The sequence below is a fragment of the Streptomyces sp. SID13726 genome (assembly GCF_010548375.1).
GTDB lineage: Bacteria > Actinomycetota > Actinomycetes > Streptomycetales > Streptomycetaceae > Streptomyces.
This window is the reverse complement of sequence record NZ_JAAGLY010000006.1, coordinates 46,896-66,091: the sequence shown is the minus strand read 5'-3', so window position 1 is coordinate 66,091 and position 19,196 is coordinate 46,896. Positions and strand designations below refer to the sequence as shown.

At 73.5% G+C, this 19,196-nt stretch carries 14 protein-coding genes; 6 read left to right on the top strand and 8 right to left on the bottom strand.

Annotated features, from left to right (window positions below; translation table 11 throughout):
- The first annotated feature begins 54 nt into the window (after positions 1 to 54).
- Positions 55 to 549: an FBP domain-containing protein gene (locus tag G3I78_RS17445; RefSeq protein WP_164425467.1), complete on the top strand. Its 495-nt coding sequence runs from the start codon at positions 55 to 57 to the stop codon at positions 547 to 549.
- Positions 550 to 571: 22 nt separating this feature from the next.
- On the opposite strand, the gene G3I78_RS17440 is transcribed toward G3I78_RS17445, so the two are convergent.
- Complete coding sequence (locus tag G3I78_RS17440) at positions 572 to 3,376, bottom strand: beta-L-arabinofuranosidase domain-containing protein (RefSeq protein ID WP_164425465.1); 2,805 nt, start codon at positions 3,374 to 3,376, stop codon at positions 572 to 574.
- 268 nt (positions 3,377 to 3,644) lie between these two features.
- On the opposite strand from G3I78_RS17440, the gene G3I78_RS17435 reads away from it, so the two are divergent.
- Both G3I78_RS17435 and G3I78_RS17430 read left to right on the top strand, forming a co-directional pair.
- Positions 3,645 to 6,563, top strand: a complete 2,919-nt coding sequence (locus tag G3I78_RS17435) for an AAA family ATPase (RefSeq protein ID WP_164425463.1) — start codon at positions 3,645 to 3,647, stop codon at positions 6,561 to 6,563.
- Positions 6,564 to 6,663: 100 nt separating this feature from the next.
- Entirely contained in the window at positions 6,664 to 8,079 is a 1,416-nt protein-coding gene (locus G3I78_RS17430; protein ID WP_164425461.1) for an FAD-binding oxidoreductase, read from the top strand.
- A gap of 40 nt (positions 8,080 to 8,119) precedes the next feature.
- On the opposite strand, the gene G3I78_RS17425 is transcribed toward G3I78_RS17430, so the two are convergent.
- Both G3I78_RS17425 and G3I78_RS17420 read right to left on the bottom strand, forming a co-directional pair.
- Positions 8,120 to 8,809, bottom strand: a complete 690-nt coding sequence (locus tag G3I78_RS17425) for an HAD family phosphatase (protein WP_164425459.1) — start codon at positions 8,807 to 8,809, stop codon at positions 8,120 to 8,122.
- A gap of 20 nt (positions 8,810 to 8,829) precedes the next feature.
- Positions 8,830 to 9,306: an Lrp/AsnC family transcriptional regulator gene (locus G3I78_RS17420; RefSeq protein ID WP_164425457.1), complete on the bottom strand. Its 477-nt coding sequence runs from the start codon at positions 9,304 to 9,306 to the stop codon at positions 8,830 to 8,832.
- A 199-nt stretch (positions 9,307 to 9,505) separates the two neighbouring features.
- Between G3I78_RS17420 and G3I78_RS17415 the strand changes: the two genes are divergently transcribed.
- Positions 9,506 to 10,993, top strand: a complete 1,488-nt coding sequence (locus tag G3I78_RS17415) for an FUSC family protein (RefSeq protein ID WP_164425455.1) — start codon at positions 9,506 to 9,508, stop codon at positions 10,991 to 10,993.
- Between the two features lie 191 nt (positions 10,994 to 11,184).
- Complete coding sequence (locus G3I78_RS17410; RefSeq protein ID WP_164425453.1) at positions 11,185 to 12,219, top strand: lactonase family protein; 1,035 nt, start codon at positions 11,185 to 11,187, stop codon at positions 12,217 to 12,219.
- Between the two features lie 98 nt (positions 12,220 to 12,317).
- On the opposite strand, the gene G3I78_RS17405 is transcribed toward G3I78_RS17410, so the two are convergent.
- The 4 genes from G3I78_RS17405 to G3I78_RS17390 form a co-directional block, all read right to left on the bottom strand.
- On the bottom strand, positions 12,318 to 13,241 hold the full coding sequence (locus tag G3I78_RS17405; RefSeq protein ID WP_203615119.1) for a hypothetical protein: 924 nt from the start codon (positions 13,239 to 13,241) through the stop codon (positions 12,318 to 12,320).
- Positions 13,242 to 13,336: 95 nt separating this feature from the next.
- Positions 13,337 to 14,287, bottom strand: a complete 951-nt coding sequence (locus tag G3I78_RS17400; RefSeq protein WP_343243782.1) for a BadF/BadG/BcrA/BcrD ATPase family protein — start codon at positions 14,285 to 14,287, stop codon at positions 13,337 to 13,339.
- 41 nt (positions 14,288 to 14,328) lie between these two features.
- A complete protein-coding gene (locus tag G3I78_RS17395; protein WP_164425447.1) occupies positions 14,329 to 15,006 on the bottom strand; it encodes a uracil-DNA glycosylase in 678 nt (225 codons plus the stop codon).
- Positions 15,007 to 15,099: 93 nt separating this feature from the next.
- On the bottom strand, positions 15,100 to 16,185 hold the full coding sequence (locus G3I78_RS17390; RefSeq protein WP_164425445.1) for an exo-alpha-sialidase: 1,086 nt from the start codon (positions 16,183 to 16,185) through the stop codon (positions 15,100 to 15,102).
- Between the two features lie 285 nt (positions 16,186 to 16,470).
- Here G3I78_RS17390 and G3I78_RS17385 point away from each other — a divergent pair, with 285 nt between their 5' ends.
- Entirely contained in the window at positions 16,471 to 17,058 is a 588-nt protein-coding gene (locus G3I78_RS17385) for a hypothetical protein (protein WP_164425443.1), read from the top strand.
- Between the two features lie 93 nt (positions 17,059 to 17,151).
- Here the strand turns inward: G3I78_RS17385 and G3I78_RS17380 are convergent, their stop codons facing one another.
- Positions 17,152 to 19,170 (bottom strand): HEAT repeat domain-containing protein, encoded by a 2,019-nt coding sequence (locus G3I78_RS17380; protein ID WP_164425441.1) that lies wholly within the window; start codon positions 19,168 to 19,170, stop codon positions 17,152 to 17,154.
- Positions 19,171 to 19,196: the final 26 nt, after the last annotated feature.

Sequence of the window (19,196 nt, the reverse complement as noted above, 5' to 3'; positions counted from 1 at the left end):
GCCAGAACCGATTATGCATTTGCCTAAAGCTTTTAGGCAAACTAGCGTGAGCTTATGGAACCGCTGACCGAGCAAGAGATCCGTGCCGCCTTCGTGAACTGCACCAAGGGCGAGGCGAAGCGCCTGTCCGTCCCGCGCGACCTGGCCGAGCGGCCGTGGGAGGACCTGGACTACCTCGGCTGGCGCGACCCGCAGGCCCCCGACCGCGCCTACCTCGTGACCGTCCTGGACGGTCGCCCGAGCGCCGTCCAGCTGCGGGCCGGGTCGCGCGGGTTCTCGCAGACGCGGAAGAGCATGTGCTCCCTGTGTCTGACCGTGCACTCCGGTGGGGTGTCCCTGATGGTCGCGCCGAAGGCGGGCAAGGCGGGGCAGCAGGGCAACTCGGTCGGCGCCTACATCTGCGACGACCTCGCGTGCTCGCTCTACGTGCGGGGCAAGAAGGACGCGGGCGCGGGTGCGCGCCTGCACGAGACGCTCACCCTGGAGGAGAAGGTCCGGCGGACGGTGACGAACCTCGCCGGCTTCGTCGCCAAGGTGGTGGGGTCGTAACGCGCCCGCGTCCTACGGGGGTTCAGGCCACGTACGTGGCCTGCTGTGCCGTGCTCACCACCGTCTGGCCGTTCGCCTGGCTGAGCAGCCCGGCCGACACCCACGAGTTCACCGTCGACTGCACCCGGGTGACGAGCGCGCTCTTCGAGGCGAAGGGTGCCCCCGCCCAGATCTCGTCGAGCAGTGAAGTCCCGTCCGCCTTCACGGGGTTGGCCACACCGGAGTCCAGCCTGCCGAACACCGCCTTGGGCTCCGAGCGCCGGAAGTAGGCGTGCGTCGGGTCCTCGGTCCCCTCGTGGAAGGGCGCGAACTCGGTGCCGTTCAGGGTGTAGTGGAGGGGCTTGCCGCTCACCGGGGCCAGGGTCGGCAACAGGTCGCCGGAGAGGGCGGCGTTGGCGTACAGCCCGAACGGGAGAGAGCTGGTGGCCGAGTTGCGGGCGACCAGGTTGACCGGGCCGTAGAACAGGGTCTGCAACGTCGGGTCGTCCAGCGCCCTCTCGACCCGCAGCCGGAACGGGATCGTGATCCGTACGACGTCCCCGGCCTTCCAGGTCCGCGACACCGTGAAGTACGACCCGGCGACCGGAGTCCCGCTCACCGCACCGCCGTTGACGGTCACCTGGAAGCCCGCGGTGGCCCACGACGGCACCCTCAACTTCAGCCCGAAGGCCGCGCTGCTCCCGCCGAAGGTGAGCGTGGTGCCCTGCTCACTCGGGTAGCTCGTGGTCTGAGTGACCGTCACGCCCTTCTCGGCCCAGGTGAGTTGGGACGGGCTGTACAGATTGACGTACAGCGCGCTGCCGTCGGCGGCCTTGAAGTACACCGAGTCCTGGTACTTGGTGGCGCTCTCCATGCCCGTGCCCTCGCAGCAGGTGGTGCCCTGCTTGGGCGTGTAGTCCCGGACATGACCGGGCGTCAGCCCGATGAAGTAGGTGACCAGCGGCTTCTCCGCGTCGGCCTTGTCCTGCTTGGAGCCGAGCACCTGGTTGTAGAGGGCCCGCTCGTAGTAGTCCATGTACTTCGGGGTCTGCTCGTGGAAGAACAGGGTCCGGCTCAGCTTCAGCATGTTGTACGCGCAGCACGTCTCCGCCGTCGTGTCGCTGATCGTGCCCGCGATCACCCCGGAGGCCTTCCAGAACTCACCGGTGCTGGTGCCGCCGATGCCGTACATCCGGACCGGGACGACCATGCCCCAGAAGTTCTTCGCGGCGGCGAGGTAGCGGGCCTCGCCCGTGGCGTCGTACAGCCTCAACAGGCCTGTGAAGATGGGGATGTGCTGGTTGGCGTGCAGCCCGTTGAGGGTGTCGGTGTTCGCCGCGCACGCGTCGATGAGCGAGTCGAGGTCGAACAGCTTGGCCAGCGCGAGGTGTTCGGCCTTGCCGGTGTAGGAGTGCAGGTCGACGATCGCCTCGACGATGCCGCCGAACTCACCGCTGGAGAAGATGCCCCACATCCGCTGGAGCGTCGCCTCCGGGAGCACGGACAGGCGGGAGTGCATCCAGTCGCCCATGCCCGACGCGAGGTCCAGCGCCCGGGCGTCGTCCGTCGCCGCGTACGCGTCCAGCAGGCCCCGGAGGATCTTGTGCGCGGTGTAGTACGGCGCCCACACCTTGGTGTAGTCGCTGGACGTCATCGACTCCAGCTGGATGAACTGCGTCTCGGGGTAGGCGGCCAGGAACCCGGGGTGGCTCGGCCCGCCCCAGGTCCGGCGCAGGGTGGCGGTGAGGCCGCGGCCCGAGGCGTCCGTGAAGGTGCCGCCGGTGGTGGCCTGGAACCAGTACGACGCCAGCGTGCCGAGTCCCGGCGAGGAGAGCTTGGCCTCGCTGGTCTGGAGCGAGGTGATCTCGGCCGGGGTCAGCGCCCGTGACCAGACGTTGAACTCGTCGAAGGCGCCCGCGAACACCGGGTCTCCCGCGTAGTTCGAGCGGCCGAGCCAGTTGTTGGTGAGGGTGCCGAGCGTCGCCGGGGTGAGCGTCATCGCCGTGTTGGTGGCGACGGCGGTGCCGTTGACGTAGAGGGTGCCGGTGCTCCCCGAGAGCGTCACCGCCAGATGGCTCCACTGGTTCAGCGGCAGCGCGGCCGTGCCGTTGAGAGCCTGCTCGCCCCCGGCGCCGGAGGTGGTGATCGCGAACCGCGGCACCCCGCTCGCGTTGCGGGTGGCCAGGTACATGTACCGGGTGGTGTTGTTGCCGAAGTCGAACGCCCGCTGCCAGTTGGCGTCATGGGCGGGCCGGACCCACACCGAGAGCGTGATCGCGGAGGCCCCGCCGAGTACCGCGGACGGCAGCTCGACGTACTGGTAGGAGCCGCGCACGTTCTCCAGCGCGCCGCCCCACTTCCCGGTGACGGCGAGCATCCTCGGGTCGGTGTGCAGGGCCGCGCGCACCTCGGTCAGGGCGCCGACCACGGTCGCGATGCGGTCGGCGAACACCTGCTCCCCGGTGCCCGCGTACGCCTGCGACAGCATGGTCAGGAAGTGCCCGGTGTAGTGGCCGCGCAGATTGCCGTTGGCCTCGCCGTCCAGTCCCTCCCAGCCGCCGGGCGCGACCGCGCCGCCGGTGGACAGGCCCGCGTTGGCGCGGAACACCTGGAGGAGCCGGTTCACGTCGTAGCCGCGGGCGTGGTCGAGCATGAGCCCCCGTTTGTCGGCGAAGAGGCCCGGACCGAGGGCGACTTCGTCGAGGGCGAAGGGCTGGGCGGTCCACACGGACGGTGCCTCCGAAACCGCGGCGACGGCCCGCCCGCCCGCCGTGCAGCTGATCGCTGGAGTCGCGGCCGCGAGGGCGGCGGCCTGGAGAAGGGATCGTCTGGAGAGGGGCGGTGCCATGGGTGCTCCTCTACGGCTCAAGGATGTTCGGAATGACGAACAGTGTTCGGATCTTCGAGCAGACGATAAAGAGGAGGAAGGGGAGGGTCAACGGGTCTGGAGCGGTCAGTTCCGGTCAGCCGCCCGGGACGGACTCCCCGACGCCCCCTGGAACACGGGCCCTTCGCGCACCGGATACGCAGGCCGTGCCCGCGGCCGTACAGCAGGCGGCGGACCCCGCCCGTCGCGGCAGGGCCCGCCCGGCGCCCCCGGTGGCAGAATCGGCCCCGTGGACTGGGGGATCCTCGAGCGCGAGCCCGAGCTGGCGCGACTGGCCACGGCCGCACAGGAGGCGGCGGACGGGGCCGGATCCGTGGTGCTCGTCTCCGGTGAGGCCGGGATCGGCAAGTCGAGCCTGGTGAAGGCCCTTCCGGACCGCCTCCCAGCCGGCACCCGGATCCTCGTCGGCGAGTGCGACGACCTCGCCACCCGGCGCCCCCTCGGCCCCTTCCGCGACCTGATCGGCAGCGTGGGCGGCGAACTCGCCGGTGCCGTGGCGGAGGGCGGCGACCGGCACCGCGTCCACGAGGCCCTGCTCGACGAGCTGCGCGGAGCGGTCCTCGTCGTGGAGGACGTCCACTGGGCCGACGAGGCCTCCCTGGACGCCCTGCGCTTCCTGGTCCGCCGGACGGACCGGCTGCCCGCCCTGCTCGTCCTGACCTACCGGGACGACGAGTTGAGCCGTGAACACCCCCTGCGGCATCTCCTGGGACAGGTGTCCCGTGCGCCCCGCGTGCACCGGCTGCCCCTGGCCCGGCTCTCCCTGGACGCCGTACGCACCCTCAGCGCCGGCCGGGCCGACCCCGCCCAGGTGTACGCGGTCACCAACGGCAACCCCTTCTTCGTCGCCGAGATCGTCGCCGCGGGCGGCACCGGCAAGGTGCCCCCGACCGTCGTCGACGCCGTGCTCGCCCGGCTGCGGGGGCTGCCCGGCGCCACCGTGGACGCGCTGGAGCAACTGGCCGTCGTGCCCTCGGCCGTCGAACGCCCGCTCATGGACGCGCTGTTGGCCGACGAAGGGGCCGTGGCCGGTGACTGGCGTGGTCCGCTCGCCGGTGGGGTCTCGGGTCCGGCGGTAGGCGAAAGCCTTGGTCCGCGCACCGGTGGGGTCTCGGGTCCGGCGGCAGACGAACACCGTGGTCCGCTCGCCAGCGGGGTCTCCGGTCCGGCGGCGGTCGAACACCGTGGTCCGCTCGCCGGTGGGGTCTCCGGTCCGGCGGCGGTCGAACACCGTGGTCCGCGCACCGGCGGAGTCTCGGGACCGGCGGTGTCCCAACACCGTGGTCCGCTCGCCGGTGGGGTCTCCGAACCGGCGGCAGTCGAATATCGCAGCCCGCTCACCGGCGGAGTCTCCGTGCTCGCCGCCGCCGAGCAGCGCGGTCTGCTCACCGTCACTCCCGAACGGGTCGCGTTCCGGCACGAGTTGATCCGGCGGGCCGTCGCCGACTCGCTGCCCGCCGCCCGGCGCATCGGCCTCAACCGGGCCGTCCTCGCGGCCCTGGTCGCCCGCCCCGGCTCCGACGCCGCCCGGATCGTCCACCACGCGGCCCATGCCGGCGACCAGGACGCCATCGCCCGCTACGGCCCCGACGCGGCGCGCGACGCCTCCGCGACCGGCGCCCACCGGGAGGCCGCCGCCCAACTCCGGCTGGTGCTGCGCGAACGGCACCGCTACGCCCCCGCCGAACTCGCCGACCTGCTCGAACGCTACGCCGTGGAGAGCTACACCATCGCCGACTCGGCCGCCGCCGTCGCCGCCCAGCGGGAGGCCGTCGCCCTGCGCCGCGCCCTCGGTGACACCCTCGCCCTCGGCGCCGACCTGCGCTGGCTGTCCCGCATCCACTGGTGGGCCGGCAACGCCGACCAGGCCCAGGACGCCGCCCGGGAGGCCGTGGCCGTCCTCGAACACGCCGGGGACGACCGGCTGTTGGCGCTCGCCGTCAGCAACACCGCCCAGCTGCGGATGCTGTCCGAGCGCTACGCCGAGGCCGTCGAGCACGGCGAGCGCGCCATCGCCCTGGCCCGCAAGGCCGACGACCCGGCGATCCTCGCCCACGCCCTCAACAACGTCGGCACCGCGCGCTGGCGCTCAGGAGACCCGGGCGGCCGGGCGCAGTTGGAGGAGAGCCTGGACGTGGCGCTCACCGCCGGCGAGGTCGAGCACGCCTGCCGCTCCTACGCCAACATCATCTGGACCCTCCTCGACAACCTCCGGTACGACGAGGCCGACACCTTCCTGCCCCCGGCGATGGAACTCGCCGACCGCGCCGAGCACTTGGGCTTCCTCAACTACCTGCACGTCGAACTCGCCATGCGCAGACTCGCCGCCGCCGACTGGTGCGACGCCGAGAAGCACGCCGAGTACGGCATGCACGACTTCGTTCCGGCCCGCTGCCCCGCCCTGACCGTCCTGGCCCGGGTCCGCGTCCGCTGCGGCCGGCCCGGCGCCGAGGAACTGCTCGCCGAGGCCTGGGAGATCGCCGTAGGGACGAAGGAGCTGCAACGCACCGGGCCGGTGGCCGCGGCGCGGGCGGAATCCGCGTGGCTGCGCGGGGACGCGAAGGCGGTGTTCGAGGCCGCCGAGCCCGTCCTCGCCCAGGCGATCCGGCTGCCCGGCGCCCCGCACCGGGCCGAACTGGGCTACTGGCTCACCAAGGCCGGTCACCCCGTCCCGCCGGACGACTCGGACCATCCGTACGCCCTCCAGACGCGCGGCGAGTGGCGCCGGGCCGCCATGCTCTGGCAGGCCGCGGGATGTCCGTACGAACACGCCGCCGCGCTCGCCGAGAGCCCGGACCCCGCCGACAAGCTCGACGCCCTCGCCGCCTTCGACGCGCTCGGGGCCGAACCCGCGGCCCGGCTGCTCCGCGTCGAGCTGCGGCGGCTCGGGGTGCGCCGCATCCCCCGCGGTCCGCTCGCCGCGACCCGTGAGAACCCCGCCGGACTCACCGAACGCCAGCTCCAGGTCATCCGGCTGCTCGCCGAAGGGCTCACCAACGCGGAGATCGCCGCCCGGCTCGTGGTGTCCGTCCGCACCGTCGACAACCATGTGCGGGCCGTGCTCGACAAGCTCGACGCCCCGACCAGGCGCCGGGCCGCCGCCCGCGCCGCCGAGCTGGGGCTGCTGCCCGACGCCACGCAAAGGTAGGTATACCGGGCCGCCGAGGTGGGTGACGGTCACGGATGTCCGCTTCCGCGTGACGCGAGTAGAACGGGCGAATCAACCCGATTCGGAAACGGGGGACCGCATGTCCAGCACACCCGCCCAGGCCGCTCGCCGGGAACTGACCGGATTCACCGGGGAGTTGATCGGACCCGAGGACACCGGCTACGAAGAGGCGCGCACTGTCTACAACGCCATGATCGACCGGCGCCCCGCGCTCGTCGCCCGCTGCGCCGACGCGGACGCGGTCGCCCGCACGATCGGCTTCGCCCGCGCGCACAGCCTCCCGCTCGCCGTACGCGGCGGCGGCCACCACGGCGCCGGACTCGGCACCGTCGACGGGGGAGTAGTCGCCGATCTGTCCCCCCTGAAGGACATCCAGGTTGACCCGGCGGCCCGCACCGTACGGGTCGGCGGCGGCTGCGTCTGGGGCGAGGTGGACCGCGCGACCAACGCGCACGGCCTGGCCACGCCCAGCGGGATCATCTCCACCACCGGAGTCGGCGGCATCACCACCGGCGGCGGGCTCGGCCACCTCACCCGCAGGTGCGGGCTGACCATCGACAACCTGCTGGAGGCCGACGTCGTCCTCGCCGACGGCCGCAAGGTACGAGCGAGCGCCGACGAGAACAGCGACCTGTTCTGGGCGATCCGGGGCGGCGGCGGCAACTTCGGCGTCGTGACGTCCTTCCTCTTCCGGCTGCACGAGATCGGCACGGTGATCGCCGGGCCGACCTTCTGGGCCGTCGAGGAGAGCGCCGAAGTCCTCGCCGCCTACCGGGACTTCATCCTGGGCGCGCCCCGCGAGCTGGGCGGCTTCTTCCTGCACGGCACCGTCCCGCCGGCCCCGCCGTTCCCCGAGGAGATCCAGCTCCGCAAGACGGCGGGCGTGGTCTGGTGCTGGACCGGCGACGACACCGAGGCCGCGGCGCGCGCGATGGCCCCGCTGCTCGACGCCCTGCCCGCGCCACTGCTGCACGCGCCCATGGTCATGCAGCACCCCGACCTCCAGACCATGTTCGACGGCCTCTACCCGCCCGGTCACCAGTGGTACTGGCGCGCCGACTTCGTGGAGACCGTCCCCGACGAGGCGGTCCAGCTGCACGCCAAGTTCGGCGCCGAGGTGCCGACCGTCCAGTCGACCATGCACCTCTACCCGATCGACGGTGCCGCCCACGACGTGGGCCAGGACGAAACCCCCTGGGCCTACCGCCACGCCAACTGGGCGTCCGTCTTCGCGGGCGTCGACCCCGACCCGGCCAACGCCGAGCTGATCAAGCGGTGGACCGTCGACTACTTCGACGCGCTGCACCCGTTCTCGGCGGGCGGCGCCTACGTCAACATGATGATGGACGAGGGCCAGGAGCGGGTCCGCGCCAGCTACCGGGGCAACTACGACCGGCTGGCCCGCATCAAGGCCGACCGGGACCCGGAGAACGTGTTCCGCCTCAACCAGAACATCCAGCCCGCGCCGAAGCCCTCGCACGGGGCACGGCCGTAGCGGACATCGGAGCGGACACCGGAGCGGAGCGCGAGCGGTGTCAGCCCGCGCTCCGGACCAGCCACTCATGAGCCGCCCGTGCCGTGAACTCCTCCTGGCCTCCCCGCAGGAGCAGATCGGCGCGGGCGAACTCCGGGGCGTCGGCCTGGGCGGCGAGATACGGGATCGCGATGCAGCGCATCCCGGCGGCGTGCGCGGCGGCGGCGCCCGGGGCCGCGTCCTCCAGGACCACGCAGTCGGCCGGGTCGGCGCCCAGCCGGCGGGCCGCCTCCAGGAAGACGTCCGGCGCGGGCTTGCCGTGGGCGACCTCGTCGGCCGAGACGACCGTACGCAGATGGGCGTCCAGGCCCGTCCCGGCGAGGATCGCGTCGATGGCCCGGAGCGAGGACCCCGAGGCCACGGCCATCGGCACGCCCGCACCGGCCAGCAGCTCCACGAACTTCCGCATCTCCGGGTATGCGCGCGTGGCGGTGCGGGCCAGTTCCAGATAGCGCCGGTTCTTGTCGGCCAGCAGCTCCGGCACGGACGCCCGCAGGCCGTACAGCGTCTTCCACCGCGCGACCGTCTCCTGGGTGCTGATGCCGACGTACCGCTCGTGGTCGGCCCAGGTGAAGTCCGGGACGCCGTGCTCCGCGAGGGTCTGCCGACCGGCTTCGTAGTAGTTCGGCTCGCTGTCCACGAGTGTTCCGTCGAGATCGAAGATGACCGAGATGCCGCTGAGCCTGCTCATGGCCCCCAGGATGTCAAAGATCAATTCCGGGCAGCGCGCCCGACCGACTCCACCAGCGGCAGCAGCCGGTGCGCGACCCGCTCCCGCAGCGCCACCTCGGTGCGCGTGCGCACCACACCCGGCAGGCTGATCACCTTCTGGATCACGTCCTCCAGATGCGCGTTGTCCCGCGCCACCACTCGCGTCAGCAGATCCCCGCCGCCCGCGATCGAGAACGCCTCCACGATCTCCGGTACGGCGGCCAGCGCGTCCCCCACGTAGTCGATCCGCCCCTGGGTGACCTCGATGTGCACGAACGCCAGCACCGGATGGCCCAGCGCGGCCGGCGACAGCGAAGGCCCCGTCCCGGTGATCACCCCGTCCCGCTCCAGCCGGTCGAGGCGTGCCTGGAGGGTCCCGCGCGCCACCCCGAGAATCCGGGCGTACTCCCGCACGCTGGTGCGCGGCTGCTCCAGCAGCAGCCGCAGGATCCGGGTGTCCAGCTCGTCCACCGCCATGCCGTACGGCCTCCTCACACCTGGTCCGTTGGCCCGCCGATGGACCATCCGGGACCGCGTTCCCTGTACCAATGGCCCAGCGTATGCGACCTCGCTTGAGCCGACAGCGGCGAGGATGCTGCAATGAGCCCGTCGATGGCGCTGCGGACCCCGCGGCGCCTTTTCCATGCCGTTGTACGAGGGACTCAGGGGGCGGTACGTGCTGAAGAGGGTGTTCGTGGCGCCGGACCCGGGCCGCGTCCGGCTGCGTTTCGCCACGCGGGCGGTGCTCGGCATCGGCCTCGCGGTCGCCGTGTGCGGACTCGCCGGCCACTCGCTCGCCGGTGCCGTCACCGGCGGTCTTGCCGCGCTGCTCGCCCTGTTCACCGTCACCGACGCCACCGTGCGCGGTCAGGCGCTCACCACCGCGCTGCTGCCCGCCGTCGGCCTGCCCGTCCTCACCGCCGCGGCCGAACTCCACGACCACCCCGTCGCCCGCGACCTCACCTTCCTCGCCGTGGTCGGCGCGGGCGTGTACGCCAGGCGCTGGGGTCCGCGCGGCCACAGCCTCGGCGTCTTCGCGTTCATGACCTTCTTCGTGGCGCAGTTCCTGCACGCGAGCACCGGCCAACTGCCCCAGCTGTACGCCGCCGTCCTGCTCTCCGTCCTCACCGCCGCCGGGGTCCGCTTCGGCCTGTGGTGCTACGAACGCCGACTGCCCCCGGCCCCCGTGCCGGCCCCGCACGCCGGCACCGGCCTCGCCCGCGCGACCACCCGGCAGGCGGTCCAGGCGACGGCGGGCGCGGGCTTCGCCCTCGTCGTCGGCCAGCTGGTCTCGGGCCAGCGCTGGTACTGGGCCGTCGGCGCCACCTGGTGGATCTTCGTCAACACCACCTCGCGCGGCGAGACCCTGGTCCGCGGCTTCCGCCGGGTCCTCGGCACGGTGATCGGCATCGGCCTCGGCCTGCTCGTCGCCGTACCCCTGCACGGCGACGAGGTCCCGACGGCCGCCCTGGTCGCCGTCTGCGTCTTCGGGATCTTCTACACGGCCGCCGTCTCGTACACCTGGATGATGCTCTGGGTCACCCTGCTCGCCGAGCTGCTCTACGGCCTTCTCGGCGTCCTGGAACCAGGGCTGCTGGCCCTGCGGTTCGCGGAGACCGGGGTCGGCGCGGTCGGAGCCGTCCTCGCAGTGCTGTTCGTGCTGCCGATCACCACCCACACCGTCACCGACGCGTGGATCCGGCGCGCCCTGCGCTGCGTCCACGCCTGCACCGCCGAGGCCGCCGCCCGGCTCGCCGGGGTGCCGGACGCCGACCCGGCCGGCCGCGTGGCCGAACTGGAGCAACTGCTCGGCAGGGTCCGCCTCTCGGTGGCCCCGCTGGTCCACCCGCTCAACCCCATGGCGGGCCGCAAGCGCCGCGCCCGCCGGGTGCTGGGCCTGCTCGACGACTGCGCCCGGGAGATCCGGGGCCTGGGCTCCGTCGCCGCCGACCCCGAGGCCTCGCACGACGCCCGCCTCGCCGCCGCGTGCCGGCGGGTGGAGAGCGCGGTGGCGGCCCTCACCGGCGGCCACGACCTCACGCCCACCGACCGCCCGCGCGCCGAGGGGCCCGCGCTGGCCCATCTGCACGGCCTGGAGCGAGCGCTGGCGGAGCTGGCGGCACCGCTGCGGACGCCTTCCGGGTCGCCGTTGGTGGGGGCCTGAGCGGGCGGGTCCTGGTGGCGGGGCGTGAGGTGGGGTTCGGGAGTGCACGGGCACACGGACACGCCTGGCGCTCTCCGTGCCGTCCCGCCGGCCCCCGCGACGGCCCGCAAAATTAACCGGGGTTGGTCTAGACCGGTGGTGATCGACTGCTACCGTCGCCCGCAACGGCACAGGACCGAGAGGGGACGACGGTGGCAGACGGCGGCGAGCGGCGGCGACGGGCCTACATCGGGTCGTTCACGGCGGCCGGGGGCCCCGGCATCGTGACGGCCTCCGTGTCCCCGGACACGGGCGCGCTGCGGGCGCTGGGCGCGCTGAACGGCGTACCCGACCCGTCGTATCTGGCCCTGGCGGCCGACGGGGACGTGCTGTACGCGGTCAGCGAGACGGCCGAGGGCGCGGTGGCCGCGTACCGGGTGACCGGCGACAGGCCCGAGCCGGCCGGACCGCCGGTGCCGGTGGACGGGAACGGGCCCACGCACCTCGCCGTGCACGCCGGACACGTCCTGACCGCCAACTACGGCTCCGGCAGCGTCACCGCCGTACCCCTGCGCGCCGACGGCTCCCTCGCGGACGCCCCCTCCGGAGTGCTCCGGCACACCGGCTCGGGCCCGCACGCGCGCCGCCAGCAGGGACCGCACGCCCACCAGGTGCAGCCCGACCCCAGCGGACGGTGGGTCGTGAGCGTCGACCTCGGCACGGACTCCGTGCGGGTGTGCGCCCTGACCGGCGGCGGCCTCGACGTGCACCGCGAGATCGCCCTGCGGCCCGGCTCCGGCCCCCGCCACCTGGCCTTCCACCCGGACGGCACCCGCGCCTACGTCGTCAACGAGCTCACCCCGACCGTCACCGTCTGCCGCTGGGACGCCGAGGAGGGCCTGCTGAGGCCCCTGGGCGAGACCCGGGTGCTGGCCGGCGCCCCGGCGGGCGACTCCTACCCGTCGGGCGTCGTCGCGTCCCCCGACGGCCGCTTCGTATGGACCGCCACCCGGGGCGAGGACGTCCTGTCCACGTTCGCCGTCGAGGGCGACGACCTGCGGCTGGTCGGCACGGTCACCTGCGCAGGCCGCTGGCCCCGCGCGCTCGCCGAGTCCGGCGGCTTCCTGTACGTCGCCAACGAGCGCTCCGGCGAGGTGACCTGGTTCGCCGTGGACCCGGCCACCGGCCTGCCGCGCTACGAGGGCTCGATCGAGGTGCCCGCCGCGTCCTGCGTGGTCTTCGACTGAACCCCGGTCGCCGCACGCGGGCCGCGCGCATGCCGAAGGGCCCGCTCCGTCGTCCGGTGCGGGCCCTTTCGGCGTCGTGGCCGCGGGTGCGCGGGGATTCAGCGCACCGGGGCACCCTGCTGCTGCGGCGGGGCGATGCCCAGCGCCGTCGTGTACTTGGCGAGGACGAGCTTGCCGATCGCCGGGTAGGGGCCGAGGGCCTGGGCCGCGGAGCAGCCGGCCTCCTTCGCGGCCTCCTCGACGACGGCCGGGTCGATCTCGGGCCCTATCAGATACGGCGCCAGCGCCAGCTGCTGCGAACCCGAGGAACGCAGCTGCTCGGCGATGGACGCGATCGAGCCGTCCTGGTCGAGCGCCGCCGCCATCACCGGCACGGCGAGGCGCGCGGCGAGCAGCATGCCGGTGATCCCGGCCGCCTGCACGGCCTCCTCGCCGCCCACCGCGCCCAGGATGATGCCGTCCGCGGCGGTCGTCACGGCGAACAGCCGGGCGCGGTCGGCGCGGGCGAGACCGGCCTCCGACAGCCGCACGTGCAGCGCCTCGGCGAGCAGCGGGTGCGGGCCCAGCACATCGGTGAGGTCGGCCGCGATCCGGCTGTCCATCACGGCCTGGCGGATCGCGCGCAGCAGCGCGCCGTCCGGGCCGGCCAGCAGCGGTACGACGACGGCGACGGGGCCCTCGGGCTCCTTGACGTCCACCCCGGCGGCCTTGGCCTGCTCGTAACGGGCGGTGCGCTCCTCGGCGGCGTGCACCAGCACGGCCTGGAGCGTGGGGTACTCCGCGTCGTCCCCGTCCAGGTAGCCGATCCGGGCGTCGAGGCCGGGGAGCTCGGAGCGGGCGATGCTCACGACCTCCTCGGCGAGACCGCGCGTGGCGGCCGCGGGGGTGCCGGGCACCGCGAGGACGAGCGCGGGCGCGCCCTCGGGAGCCGCCAGCGGCTCGGGTCGGCGGTGCCGCCCGGGCTGGCGAGGTCGCGGCATTCGTACTGGCAGGCCGGACGCGGGCCCAGTGGGGGAGCTCATGGCGACGCATGTTACTGGCTTCCTGGGCTTCCCTGTTCGGGGAGGGTGCAGGTGAGCGGTATCCGTCCGGTTTTGTCTGATGAGTTACGTCCGCTTCAGCCCCTCTTTGGGGTCACCACGTACAACATCGACTCGTCACTCGGCAGGGTGAACGAACCTCGCGCCAGTTCTGTGGCGATGTGTACCGATCCCTCCAGGGGCCCGCCCGCCGCCGTGACCCGCCGCGCGTGCGGCAGCCGGAGCCTCAGCTCCTCCTCCAGCGGTACGAGGAGGGCGGCACCCGTCCTGAACAAGCCACCGGTGAGACCGATCAGCGGTTCGCCCTCCGCCGGACACACGGCGGCCGCCGAATCGGCCATGTGCCGGGCCGCCTCCCGCAGGATGCCGTCGGCGACCGGGTCGAGTCCGGCGCACGCGGCGACCTGGGGCGCGAACGAGGCCAGCACCGCGGGCCGGTCGGCACGCGGATAGAGCCTGCCGGGCAGCTCCCGCGCGGGCCCGAACAGTTCCTCGGCCCGGGCCAGCAGAGCCGTCGAGCCCCCGGACCGGCCGTCGTGGGCGCGCAGCGCGGCCTCCAGACCGGCCCGCCCGATCCAGGCACCGCTGCCGCAGTCGCCCAGCAGATGCCCCCAGCCGTCCGCGCGACGCCAGGACTTGAGGTCGGTGCCGATCGCGATGAGACCGGTCCCGGCGGCGACCACGGCACCCGGCCGCGCCCCGAGAGCGCCCACGTAGGCGGTCACGGCGTCGGCGACGAGCGCGACGCTCCGGACCCCGAACTCCCGCTCCAGGGCGCCGGGAAGCTCGGCCCGCAGCGCGTCGCCCAGGGTCGCGAGACCGGCCGCCCCGACTACGGCGGTGCCGAGTCCTGTCACCCCCGCCTCGGCCGTCAGTTCCCTGACCAGGGGCACCAGTTGTGCCATCAGATGCCCGGGGTCGATCCCGCGCGGTCCGGTGCGCACCGGCTCCCGGGACTCGCGAGGAGCCGTGGTGCCCCGGTCCGGGGTGCCGACGACGACCCGCAGGCCGGAGCCGCCGGAGTCCACGGCGAGAAACCCTTCCCCCCGACCGGCCCCCGCCGCACCGGTCACGGCAGGCGCCAGTCCACCGGCTGTCCGCCCTGCCCGACGAGCAGGTCATTGGCCCGGCTGAACGGGCGCGAGCCGAAGAAGCCGCGGTCGGCCGACATGGGGGAGGGGTGCGCGGACTCCACCGACGGCAGGCTGCCGAGGAGCGGACGGAGGTTGCGGGCGTCACGGCCCCACAGGATCGACACGAGCGGCTTGCCCCGCGCCGCGAGGGCGCGTATCGCCTGCTCGGTGACCTCCTCCCAGCCCTGCCCGCGATGCGCGCCGGGCTTGCGCGGGGCCGTGGTCAGCGCCCTGTTGAGAAGCAGCACACCCTGCTGGGTCCACGGGGTCAGATCGCCGTTGGACGGCTGCGGCAGCCCCAGGTCGGTGTGGAGCTCCCGGTAGATGTTGATCAGGCTGCCGGGCAGCGGCCGTACCTCCGGCGCGACCGAGAACGACAGCCCCACCGCGTGTCCCGGTGTGGGGTACGGGTCCTGACCGACGATCAGTACCCGTACGTCGTCGAAGGGCTGCTGGAAGGCCCGCAGGACGTTCGGCCCGGCCGGGAGGTAGGTGCGTCCCGCGGTGATCTCCGCGCGCAGGAAGTCGCCCATCTGGGAGATCCGCCCGGCGACCGGTTCGAGGGCCTTCGCCCAGCCCGCTTCGACGATTTCATGCAAGGGTCGTGGTGCCACGCCGTCACCCTACTGCCGTACAGGCGGCGGAGATCAACCGGTGGCCAAGGCCCCGGCGCGACACCGTCCGGGCCGCGTGACACACCGTCTGCCTCACGCGACCACCGCCGCCCGCACACACAGCACGTCCGGCAGGTGCGAGGCCAACTGCCGCCAGCTGTCGCCGTCGTCGGCCGAGGCGTACAACTCGCCGTTGCGGTTGCCGAAGTAGACGCCGGCCGGGTCCGCGTCGTCCGTGCACATCGCGTCCCGCAGCACCGTGCCGTAGTGGTCCTCCTGCGGCAGCCCGGCGGTCAGCGGCTCCCAGCTGCGGCCCGCGTCCGCCGTACGGAAGACCCGGCACCGGTGGTCGGCCGGGACCCGGTCCGCGTCGGCGGTGATCGGGAAGACGTACGCCGTGTCACCGCGCCGGGGGTGTGTCGCCGCCGCGAAGCCGAAGGTGGACGGCAGGCCCTCGCCGATGTCCGTCCAGTGCGCCCCCGCGTCGTCGCTTCTGTACACACCCCAGTGGTTCTGGAGGTACAGCCGGTCCGGATCGGCCGCGTCCCGGGCGACCTTGTGGACGCACTGGCCGAACTCCGGGTTCGGGTCGGGCAGGAACGCCGCCGCGACACCGGAGTTGGACGGCTCCCAGCTGGCCCCGCCGTCCCGCGTACGGAACACGCCTGCCGTGGAGACGGCCACCGTCACCGCGCGCGGGTCCCGCTGGTCGGTGAGGACGGTGTGCAGGCCCTCACCGCCGCCGCCCGGCACCCACTTGGAGCGCGTCGGGTGCTCCCACAGGGGCCGGACCAGCTCGAAGCTCTCCCCGCGGTCCTCCGAGCGGTACAGCGCGGCCGGTTCCGTGCCCGCGTACACCACGTCCGGCTCCGCGGCCGCCGGGTGCAGCTGCCAGACCCGCTCCAGCGAGGCCTCGGTGTCCTTGGGGAACTTCACGGCGGGGCTGGCCGGCTCCGTCCAGCTGCGGCCCAGGTCGTCGGAGTGGAACACGGACGGGCCCCAGTGCGCGCTGTCGCCGCCGGCCAGCAGCCGCGGGCGCTCGCCCCGGGTGTCGATCGCGACCGAGTACACGGCCTGCGCGTTGAAGTACGGGCTCTCGTCGAACTCCCAGGTGCCACCGCGCTCGCGCCCGATGAACAGACCCTTGCGTGTCCCTACGGCAAGCAGTTTTCCGGTCATGCCGATCACCTCCGTGACGTCTTTGTCCCAGACACCGGCCAGTCTGCACCCCGGCACTGACAGTCACCTCTGGAGACCGCTTCGTCGCAGGTCAGGGCGGGGATGGTAACCGGCTGCGGCGATTCCGGGGCGGCTTTCGGAAAGATGGCCGCGGGGGCGGGCGGCCGGTGCGACCGTCGTGACGGAGAACTCGCCGGGTGCCGTGAGCATCGAGGAGAGCTCTCCCGTATGGGAGGTCGGTCCGGCATGTTCGTGCGCCCGTCGCTCATGAGGAGGAAGCCTTCGATGGCGTTCCGTGGTCCCAAGGTCTGGCTGTGGCGATGGCGGCGCAATCCGCTGCGGCGCCGCGCCGACACCGTCGAGGCGTGGGTCGTGCTCGGTGCCTGGCTGCTCACCGTGGCAGCGGGCGTGCTGGCGGGTCTGGCGGTGAGCGCGTCCGTCGAGCACCAGCTGGCCCGGGAGCGCGTCGAATGGCGGCCCGTCGTGGCCCGTCTCACCGAACAGTCACCCGGCACGGCCGACCCGGGCACGTCGAGCGGTGAGCGCGTCTGGGGCAAGGTCGCCTGGACCGGCGCCGACGGCTCCGCCCACACCGGTCAGGTCCGCGTGGACCCCGGCAGCACCCAGGGCACCCCGGTCACCGTCTGGACCGACGCCCAGGGCCGCCTGATGACCCGCCCCGCCACCGAGGGGCAGGCCCAGATCCGCGCCGGGATGATCGGCGGCCTGGTCGGCATCAGTTCGGCCGCGGTCCCCTTCGTGGGCGCCCGGCTCTTCCGGGGCCGCATGGAGCGCCGCCGCCTGGACCAGTGGGACACGGACTGGGCCCACTTCGGCCCGCTGTGGGGCGGGAGGCGGGCGGACGGGAGATAGCGGGCGGGATCATGCGCGTAGGGGGCCTGGCGACCGACCGCGCGCCCCCAGCACCTCCTCCTACGCGCGCGGCCCTCGCCCCAGCACCTCCTCCTAGCCGCTTGCCAGTGCCTCCTCGCACCCGCGCAGCAACCGCTCGTCGTCCAGCACGTCATGACTGCCGTAGCCCCCGGAGGTCATCGCCAAATGCCTGCGCGGAGCGGCTAGTTCGGCACGAAGCAGATCATGGAGCGGTGCTCCGGCGGGACCGAGATCGGCAAGGCATGTGGTGATGGTCCGGCGGGTGTACGGGTTCTCCGCCCAGGCCGCCCGCAGCACCGGCGCGGACTGGTCCCCGTCGCCCGTGATCCGCCACACCGCGCACGCGGCCGACACCCGCTCCCACAGGTCCCCGCTCCCGATCATCCGGACCAGCCCCGGCAGCGCCGGACCGGCCGAGGCCCCCAGTCGCGCCAGTGCCCCTGCCGCAGCCCGTCGCCCGGGCCGCCCTGCCGCCAACTCGTCGGCCAGCACGGGCAGTACGGCCGCCGCGTCGCCCTCCACGCACCACAGAGCCCCCGCTGCGACGGCCGCGTACCCCGTCGAGAGCAGTGCCCGCAGCACCGGTATCGCCGGGGAAGCCGCACTTCCGAACGAACCGAGCGCACGGACCGCCGACTCCACCACCGCCTCCCGCAGCCTGAGCCCCTCCGGCAGCCCGCGCAACAGCCGCAGCACCTCCGGTACGGCCTCCTCGTCGCCCAGCGCGGTGAGCGCCGACAGCAGCGGCACGGCCCGTTCGAACACCCCGGGGGAGTCGGGCGGGACCCCGCCCAGCCGGTGCCGCAGCGCGGGTGCGAGCGGCCCCGCGGCGGGGCCCAGGTGGCTGATCACATGCCCCAGGTCGTCGGGTACGACGGGACCGGCCAGCACCTGTGCCAGTACCGGTGTCGCCCGTGAATCCCCGGCCCTGGCAAGGGCCTTGAGCGGCCCGCCCAGAGTCGGTGCCGCGCGCTCCCAGCGCCGTACCCACAGGTCGGGTCTGGACGAGACCAGGGTCGCCAGGCCGTCGGCGGCGGGAGCGGCCAGATGGAACAGGTCCCCCAGGACGGACACCGAGGCATCGCGCAACCGGTCCTCGTCGCCGCCCAGTTGATCCCCGATCAGGGCGACCGGCCCGGTGACATCCGCGCGCCACTCCCGGAAGAGCCCCGCGGCCATCCACACCGCGTTGCACCGGTCGACGGAGTCAGGGCAGCTCAACTGCCCCTCGATGAGGGCGATCCGGTCGTCGGTCCGGTCGCCCAGCCCGCGGTGCAGGGTCCGCAGCAACTGCGAGCCCTCCTCGTCCGAGGGCCGCAGTCGCCTGAGCCGCCGTACGAGTGTCTCGGAGTGCGGGCACGCGGCGCCGTCGCGTCCGACGGGCCGCCGCTGCGAGCGCTCCCTGAGCAGCCCGACGGCGACGGCCACCAGATCGGGTGGGAGCCGGTCCGGAGCGCAGTCTGCGAGCTGGCCGAGCGCGGCGAGCCGCAGCCCGGGCGCGTACCGGGCCGAACTCTGGGCGGTCAGCAGGTCCAGCGCGTCGGCCGCCCGCCCCGGACGGCGCCGTACGAACAGGCCGAGGCCCTCGGCGAGGGCGAGCAGGACCCGGTCGTCCCGCTCCACCGCGAACCGCTCCCGCAACAGGCCCAGCACCAGGGCCGGTCGGTCCACGAACCGCACCAGCGCCGCCGGTGCCGCCCGGCGCACGGAGGGGTCGGCGTCCCCCGTGAGCCGGACGAACACCTCGGCACCCGCGCGTACCGCGTCCCCGGCCCTGAGGTGGGGGCCGTCCTCGACGCTGTCCTGCCGCTCCTCGCTCTCCGAGCCGATGCTGACCAGGAGTTCGACGATTCCGCCCCGGTCGGCCACGTCCGGGTCCGCGACGAGCGCGAGCAGAAACGGAACGCACGCCAGCGTCGAGTCGTACACGTCTCCCTGGTGGTGCACGGCGCCGTACATCCCGTCGAGCGCCGTCTCCCGCTCGGCCGGGTCCGCGGAGGCGAGCCCCCGCAGCAGTCCGGGCACGTCCTCCGCGCTTCCGTACGCATGCCGCAGCGAGGCCCAGTCGACCTCGTCGATCCCCGTGAACACGTTGTCCTCCCCAGGCGAAGTACCAA

Coding starts and splice junctions, on each gene's coding strand:
- G3I78_RS17445 (WP_164425467.1), top strand. CDS start 55: ATGGAACCGCTGACCGAGCAAGAGATCCGTGCCGCCTTCGTGAACTGC.
- G3I78_RS17440 (WP_164425465.1), bottom strand. CDS start 3,376: ATGGCACCGCCCCTCTCCAGACGATCCCTTCTCCAGGCCGCCGCCCTC.
- G3I78_RS17430 (WP_164425461.1), top strand. CDS start 6,664: ATGTCCAGCACACCCGCCCAGGCCGCTCGCCGGGAACTGACCGGATTC.
- G3I78_RS17425 (WP_164425459.1), bottom strand. CDS start 8,809: ATGAGCAGGCTCAGCGGCATCTCGGTCATCTTCGATCTCGACGGAACA.
- G3I78_RS17420 (WP_164425457.1), bottom strand. CDS start 9,306: ATGGCGGTGGACGAGCTGGACACCCGGATCCTGCGGCTGCTGCTGGAG.
- G3I78_RS17405 (WP_203615119.1), bottom strand. CDS start 13,241: ATGAGCTCCCCCACTGGGCCCGCGTCCGGCCTGCCAGTACGAATGCCG.
- G3I78_RS17390 (WP_164425445.1), bottom strand. CDS start 16,185: ATGACCGGAAAACTGCTTGCCGTAGGGACACGCAAGGGTCTGTTCATC.
- G3I78_RS17385 (WP_164425443.1), top strand. CDS start 16,471: ATGGCGTTCCGTGGTCCCAAGGTCTGGCTGTGGCGATGGCGGCGCAAT.